The 277-nt window shown below is 64.6% G+C and carries 1 protein-coding gene; it reads left to right on the forward strand.

Annotated elements, in window-relative coordinates:
• Positions 1-103: 103 nt before the first annotated feature.
• Positions 104-277 (forward strand): enoyl-CoA hydratase/isomerase family protein (locus AC0IW7_RS24800; RefSeq protein ID WP_471821495.1); only part of this gene is annotated, 174 nt, incomplete at its 3' end.

Raw genomic sequence — 277 nt, forward strand, 5'->3', positions numbered from 1 at the left:
CGCAGTGGCGCAACAAATAAGCCTTTCGCCGGGGCGAGCGGCGGCAATTGCGCGCGCCCGCCCGCCATATGCCGAGCACGGCAGAGTTTAGGAACCGCTTTCTATGAATGTGATTTTTGTAGAACTGGCAGGCCAGCATGGCGCGCGTATTGGTGTCGCCACACTGGACGCCGCCAGCAGCCTGAACGCGGTGTCGTTGCCGATGATCGAGGCGCTGGACGCCAAGCTCGCGGCCTGGGCGCAAGACCCCAGCATCGCCGGCGTATTGCTGCGGGCC

This window comes from Pseudomonas sp. AC229 (assembly GCF_979254655.1).